The organism is Dyella sp. KRB-257 (assembly GCF_049445995.1).
Taxonomy (GTDB): Bacteria; Pseudomonadota; Gammaproteobacteria; order Xanthomonadales; family Rhodanobacteraceae; genus Dyella_A.
Genome location: NZ_JBMSDZ010000034.1, coordinates 22364 through 28363, shown reverse-complemented (window position 1 = coordinate 28363; position 6000 = coordinate 22364). Strand labels below are relative to the sequence as shown.

Sequence of the window (6000 nt, the reverse complement as noted above, 5' to 3'; positions counted from 1 at the left end):
CCTGCGCGACGAGCTGGCAAAGCCGGTGCTGACGAAAGCGGACGCTGCGGCAGACATCGCCGGAATGCCGCGTCCGGATCATCCGAGCGCCTGACGCTCTGACCATGCCGCGCAGCGCCGCCCACGATCGCCAGCTCCGCCAGTGGCTCGACGAACTGGATCGCCCAGCGCCCGAGCCGCTGCCGCTGGTGACGTGCGCGGGCTGCCGGCACTTCACTCCGGACAAGCACAACCGCGCCGCCGGCCTCGGCTTCTGTGTGCGGTTCAACGGCTGGAACTACCCAGGCACACAGCGGCACTGCCGATCATTCGAGGAGGCGCGCGATGACGCTGGCCACGAAGCCTGACGCCGCAATCATCGACGGCAAGCTATGCATCTACGTCGGCGGCGACTACAAGATGCTCCCGCCCGACGTGGCCCATGACTACGTGCGCAAGCTGCAGGGGCTTGATGCGAAGCTGCAGCGTGATGTGAGGCGCGCGGCCAAGGGAAAAAGAACCAATCAGTACAGTAATTCTGAACGCAATCAATCGCATGGGGGCAAAGCATGGGCCGTCGATCCGCAACTCTTGAGGCGCGCCTTGTCGAGTGGGGCAAGGAATACGGCGGCGGCCGGTACGAGCAAATCGGCTGGCAAGGCAAGTCGCCCATGGCTTCGCTGATGAAGTGGCACGGTCGGCCACCTGATGGGCTTGGCTACGTGGCGCAGCGCACATCCGCTGACGAGGTGGACGAGGCGGTGAGGGCACTTGCCGAGCAGCCCGAGGGGAGACTTCCGGCGATCATCGTCACGCTGGAATACTGGCTACCTGGGCAGCCGGTGGAGTCCAAGCAGCAGAAGCTGCGCAAGCTTGGCGACAACGTGGGGCGCGTGAGGTACTACCAGCATCTTCGGGTGGCTCGGATCCACATTGCCGGGTGGCTGCGCATACCTTTCAGCGAGGAATCGCCGTCCGATCTCAAGGCGGTTGTGTAATTACAAACTGTCCGCAATCCTGTCACTGCCTCATCGTGCCGGTAACGCCACGGTGAGCCACCCAGACTCATCCGCTGCGCACCTGATCCCGCTGTGAAGCGTCGTCGCGCTGCCGACTTTTCTCCCCAAGAGTCCATGCCGTAAGCCCCTGTCCGCTCGCCGGATGGGCTGGGTTCCTTTCATGCTCGACGTGCACGTCATCATCGCGCAGGATACGCCACGCGAGTGGGTCAGCCAGTGCCTGGACAGCGTGCACGAAGCAATCGACCGCGCGGGTTTCGCCATCGCGTTGCACATTGCGCCATTCGTTGCTGGTCATGTTGGTCGAGCTCGGGCAGCTGGGTACGCGATGGGATCGCACCCCTACGTCACCTGCGTGGATGACGACGACTACCTGTTGCCGCACGCGTTCGAACAGATGCGCGAGCCGCTGCTCGCTGGAGTAGCGGCAGCCTGCACGCCGGAGTTCACCCTGCAGAACGGCCACCAGCGTCCAGGCGCTTCGCGTCATCACTTGGTAGCTATTCGGCGGGGATGGATCATCGATCACACGCAGTGGAAGTGCTGCGGAGACGTGGCCCAGCTGCGAGCCGTGGAAGCCGATGCGGTCGATCTTCCATCGGCCGCCTACGTGCACCGCCTGTACGGAACCAGCAAGGCGCGCGTCCTGCGCCGAGCCCACCATGACGAACTGGAACTAGCCCGTGCCCAACCTTCTTCTCACCGCATCGCGCTGGAAGGATGAGGCCGGTGCGTCGCCGCCGTCGTACTGGAACGGCTCTACGTATGAGTTCTTCGACCAGTACAACGGCGGAATCTCCCCGACGATCAGCGCAACGGCAAATGCCGGCGAGATCGTCTCTTTCTCGCTTGATGTCAAAGTTCCGGGAAGCTCAAGCAACACCAACACTGCCGCCCTGACTGTCAATGCGCTTGGCGTTTGGACGCAGGATGTCGGATCGGTCGGAACGTACAGCTTCAGCACGGGAGCGCTGGCGCAGGGCGACGCGGTTCAGTTCGCGCTGTATTCGAGCTATGGACCGATCTACAAGATCGACGCCGTACTGACGCCGACGCCAAACCCATCTTTCGTCTCCGGCGACCTTGTGCGCCAGCAGACGACGCATCGTATCTACCGTGGCATCGATACGCCGATCAAGTGCTACGTGCGCAATGAACTCGGTCGCGTGGACTTCACGAACGCGGTCACGGTGCAGGCAAAGGTGTACCGATACGGCGTGACGTGGCCTTTCGCCACGCTGGACGCGACCGCCGATGCGAATGGACTGGTGCAATTCACGGTTCCCGCATCGCTGCTGCGCACCTCGGGACTTGGCTACGACTACGGGATGTACGTGCAGCCCTACAACATGATGCGTTTCGACCTGTTCGCGGACGGCCAGCTGGTCTATACCGCGTTGATGGAGATTGTGTGATGGCCAACGGGCTACCCGGGAGGCCATCCAGCTACCGCGAAGAGTTCTGCGAGCGCGCGATCGAGCTTGGAAAGCTTGGCAAGAGCCGCGTCCAGATTGCCGCTGCGTTGGGCGTCTGCAAGGTCACCGTCTATACCTGGATGAAGGTGCACGAGGACTTCGCAGCCGCGATGGATCTTTCCCATACCTATGCGCAGGCGTGGTGGGAGGACAAGGGGCAGGACGGTCTCGAAAAGCCCGGTTTCAACGCCACGCTGTGGGCCAAGAATGTCAACTGCCGATTCTCGGACGACTACGCCGAGCGTCAGAAGCATGAAGTGAGCGGGCCGAATGGCGGTCCGCAGGAGCATGTACTGCGTGTCGAGCGCGTCATCGTCGATCCGCATCCCGACCGCTAGGGTCTTCCGCCCACTTCTTGAGCCATCCCGCTACAAGGGCGCTCACGGCGGGCGCGGATCGGGGAAATCGCACTTCTTCGCCGAGCTGCTGGTCGAGCGGTGCGCCTTGCAGCCGGGACTGCGTGCGGCATGCGTGCGTGAGGTCCAGAAGTCGCTGAAGAACTCGGTGAAGCTGCTGGTGGAGGACAAGATCCGCCAGTACGGATTCCCAGGGTTCGACATCCTTGAATCGGAGATCAAGACGCCGGGAGGCGGCGTCATCATCTTCCAAGGCATGCAGAACCATACGGCCGACTCGATCAAGTCGCTGGAAGGTTTCGACATCGCTTGGGTGGAAGAGGCGCAGAGCCTTAGCCAGCGCAGCCTGGACATGCTCCGACCAACCTTCCGCAAGGCTGGCTCGGAGATCTGGTTCAGCTGGAACCCGAACAAGCCGGATGACCCGGTAGATGCGCTGCTTCGCGGTGAAATGCCGCCAAACGGCGCTGTTGTGGTCGAGGCCAACTGGTCCGACAACCCGTGGTTGCCTGACGAGCTACGCGAGGAACTGGAAGGCGACCGCAGGCGTGACCCGGAGAAGTTCCGGCACGTCTGGGGTGGGCACTACGCGATGAACGCGAATGCCAGGGTATTCCGAAACTGGCGAGTAGAGGAATTCACCACGCCGCCTGATGCCGTGCACCGCTTCGGTGCTGACTGGGGTTTCGCTATTGATCCAACCGTGCTGGTGCGCTGCCACGTCGATGGCCGGACGCTCTACGTCGATGCCGAGGCTTGGCAGGTGGGCTGCGAGATCGATAAGACGCCGGCCCTGTTCGACACGATTGTCGGCAGCAGGAAATGGCTGATACGTGCCGACAGCGCCAGGCCGGAAACGGTCAGCTACATGCAGCGCCAAGGCTTCCGCATCACATCGGCCTTGAAGGGTCCGGGAAGCCTTGAGGACGGCGTGGAGTTCCTTCGCTCGTTCGACATCGTGGTGCATCCGCGATGCGAGCACGTCGCCGATGAGCTGGCGAGCTACAGCTACAAGATCGACAAGCACACGGAGGAGATCCTGCCGGTGCTTGAGGACAAGCAGAACCACACGATTGACGCGCTGCGATACGCGCTCGAAGAGTTGCGCAGGTCCGGATACAAGCCGTCCGCCGAGGCCAAGGCCGAGAGGCGTCTGGACGACTACGACGTGGAGCCTGAAGAGGCTTACAACTGGAAAACCGCATGATTGAGCAGAACACAGACGACCAAAAAGCGCCGTCCGATCTGCCCGATTCGGCGTTGCTGATCGACCAGTTCCAAGATTCGTTCGACAACACGTCAGATGAGCGTGCGGACTCCGAGCAGGCGCGCGACTACTACGACGGCTACCAGCTGACGGATGCCGAGCAGGAGGCCCTGCGCAAGCGCGGTCAGCCGGTGGTGATTTCCAACCGGATTGCGCCGAAAGTTGATGCGTTGCTCGGCCAGGAAAAGCGCATGCGGACCGACCCGCGCGCCTTCCCGCGTACGCCAAAGCACGAGGACGAGGCCAATAGCATCACCGATGCCCTGCGCTTTGTGTGCGAGAGCAACAACTTCGACGCCATCCGCTCGGACGTGGCCGAGAACTTGATGATCGAGGGTATCGGCGCCGCGACCGTCACCGTCAAGCCGGACGACGAAGGCAAGATGGAGGTGGTGCTTACGTGGGTGCCTTGGGATCGTTTCTACCGCGACCCACACAGCCGCCGCCGCGACTTCAAAGACGCCGAGTACATGGGCGTCGTGCTGTGGATGGACGAGGCGGACGCCATGCGCCGCTTCAAGGGCAAGGATGACGTCATCAGCGGCTGCTATGCCGAAGGCGTGACGGTTGGCGATACGTTCGACGACCGCCCGAGCATCATGTGGGGAGACCGCAAGCGCAAGCGCATCCGCGTTCTGCAGCATCGCTTCAAGCATCAGGGCGAGTGGTGGACGTGCGTGGTCTGCAAGGGTGGTTATCTGCGTGATCCGCAGGTGTCTCCCTATCAGGACGAACATGGCGAGCCAGTGTGCGACCTGATCCCGATCTCCGCCTACATCGACCGCCAGAACCGTCGCTATGGCGTGGTGAAGCGGCACATCAGCCCGCAGGACGAGATCAACAAGCGCCGCAGCAAGGCGCTGCATCTGCTCAATACCAAGCAGCTGATCATTGAGAAGGGCGCGGTTGACGATATCGAGCAGACGCGCCGGGAGGCGGCGCGGCCGGATGGCGTGATGCAGCCAAATCCCGGCATGAAGTTCGAGGTGATTTCGCAGAACGACTTGGTTTCCGGCCAATTCCAGCTGCTGCAGGAGTCCAAGGGCGAGATCGACATTACCGGCGTCAACCCGGCGCTGAGTGGCGACCAGCAGGCGCCTTCCGGTCGTTCGCAGGAGATCCAAATCAGCTCCGCGCTGGCGGAATACTCCGGCATCTTTGACTCGCTCAAGCACTGGAGCTGGGAGGTGTACCGGCATATCTGGTACCGCATCCGTCAGTTCTGGACCGAGGAACGCTGGATTCGCGTCACCGATGACGAGCGCAACATGCGCTGGGTGGCGTTGAACAAGCCGATACTGCAGGGCCATGTTTGGCAGCAGCAGGGGATTCAGTTCGACCCGCGCGACCCGATGGCGATGCAGCAGGTGGGCGTGCAAAACCAGCTGGCCGAGCTGGACGTGGACATCATCCTCGAGGATGCGCCGCACTCCGTGACGATTGAGTCGGAGCAGTTCCAGGCGTTGATCGACCTGAAAAAGATAGACCCGACCGCGATCCCGACGAAGGCCATCATTCAGGCCTCGCAGCTGCGCAACAAGGATCAGATCCTGGCGATGCTGGATCAGCCGCAAGTACCTCCGCAGGTACAGCAGCAGATGCAGGACTTGCAACAGCAGCTACAGGACGCGCAGCAGAAGCTGCAAAGCGTCAACACCGACCAGCAGAAGAATCAGATCGAGTTGGCGAAGCATGCCGACGAACACCAGTTCCGCATGCGCCAGCTGGAATTGCAGATCTACGAGGCCGAGACGGCGCGCATTGCAGCCATGAAGGCCGTGAATCCGCAGGTGCTTGGCACCGTGTACCCGATTCAAGGCATCAGCGGTGACGCATCCATGACACCTCCAGACATGAGCCAAGGGCAGGCCCAGCCGACGCCCATGCAGTAACCCAAAGAACAC

8 protein-coding genes are annotated in these 6000 nt (G+C 62.1%); all 8 read left to right on the top strand.

Features of this window, described 5'->3' with window-relative positions; all coding sequences use genetic code 11:
- Nucleotides 1-104 precede the first annotated feature (104 nt).
- The gene (locus ACO2Q2_RS16645; RefSeq protein ID WP_423257371.1) at nt 105-347 is read left to right on the top strand and encodes a hypothetical protein; all 243 of its coding nucleotides are present in this window, start codon (nt 105-107) and stop codon (nt 345-347) included.
- On the top strand, nt 325-663 hold the full coding sequence (locus ACO2Q2_RS16640) for a hypothetical protein (protein ID WP_423257370.1): 339 nt from the start codon (nt 325-327) through the stop codon (nt 661-663). The genes ACO2Q2_RS16645 and ACO2Q2_RS16640 overlap by 23 nt, the downstream gene beginning before the upstream one ends.
- On the top strand, nt 651-977 hold the full coding sequence (locus ACO2Q2_RS16635; protein WP_423257369.1) for a hypothetical protein: 327 nt from the start codon (nt 651-653) through the stop codon (nt 975-977). Before ACO2Q2_RS16640 ends, ACO2Q2_RS16635 begins: the two co-directional genes overlap by 13 nt.
- A 181-nt stretch (nt 978-1158) precedes the next feature.
- Nucleotides 1159-1722, top strand: coding sequence for a hypothetical protein (locus ACO2Q2_RS16630; RefSeq protein WP_423257368.1), 564 nt, complete (start codon nt 1159-1161; stop codon nt 1720-1722).
- Entirely contained in the window at nt 1682-2413 is a 732-nt protein-coding gene (locus ACO2Q2_RS16625; RefSeq protein ID WP_423257367.1) for a hypothetical protein, read from the top strand. Before ACO2Q2_RS16630 ends, ACO2Q2_RS16625 begins: the two co-directional genes overlap by 41 nt.
- Nucleotides 2413-2811, top strand: a complete 399-nt coding sequence (locus tag ACO2Q2_RS16620) for a hypothetical protein (protein ID WP_423257366.1) — start codon at nt 2413-2415, stop codon at nt 2809-2811. The genes ACO2Q2_RS16625 and ACO2Q2_RS16620 overlap by 1 nt, the downstream gene beginning before the upstream one ends.
- Nucleotides 2771-4036: a PBSX family phage terminase large subunit gene (locus ACO2Q2_RS16615; RefSeq protein ID WP_423257365.1), complete on the top strand. Its 1266-nt coding sequence runs from the start codon at nt 2771-2773 to the stop codon at nt 4034-4036. The genes ACO2Q2_RS16620 and ACO2Q2_RS16615 overlap by 41 nt, the downstream gene beginning before the upstream one ends.
- Nucleotides 4033-5988, top strand: coding sequence for a hypothetical protein (locus ACO2Q2_RS16610; RefSeq protein ID WP_423257364.1), 1956 nt, complete (start codon nt 4033-4035; stop codon nt 5986-5988). The genes ACO2Q2_RS16615 and ACO2Q2_RS16610 overlap by 4 nt, the downstream gene beginning before the upstream one ends.
- Nucleotides 5989-6000: the final 12 nt, after the last annotated feature.

Excerpts from the sequence above, each read along its gene's own strand:
- ACO2Q2_RS16610 (WP_423257364.1), top strand. The coding sequence starts at position 4,033 with ATGATTGAGCAGAACACAGACGACCAAAAAGCGCCGTCCGATCTGCCC.
- ACO2Q2_RS16645 (WP_423257371.1), top strand. The coding sequence starts at position 105 with ATGCCGCGCAGCGCCGCCCACGATCGCCAGCTCCGCCAGTGGCTCGAC.
- ACO2Q2_RS16630 (WP_423257368.1), top strand. The coding sequence starts at position 1,159 with ATGCTCGACGTGCACGTCATCATCGCGCAGGATACGCCACGCGAGTGG.
- ACO2Q2_RS16640 (WP_423257370.1), top strand. The coding sequence starts at position 325 with ATGACGCTGGCCACGAAGCCTGACGCCGCAATCATCGACGGCAAGCTA.
- ACO2Q2_RS16620 (WP_423257366.1), top strand. The coding sequence starts at position 2,413 with ATGGCCAACGGGCTACCCGGGAGGCCATCCAGCTACCGCGAAGAGTTC.
- ACO2Q2_RS16635 (WP_423257369.1), top strand. The coding sequence starts at position 651 with ATGGCTTCGCTGATGAAGTGGCACGGTCGGCCACCTGATGGGCTTGGC.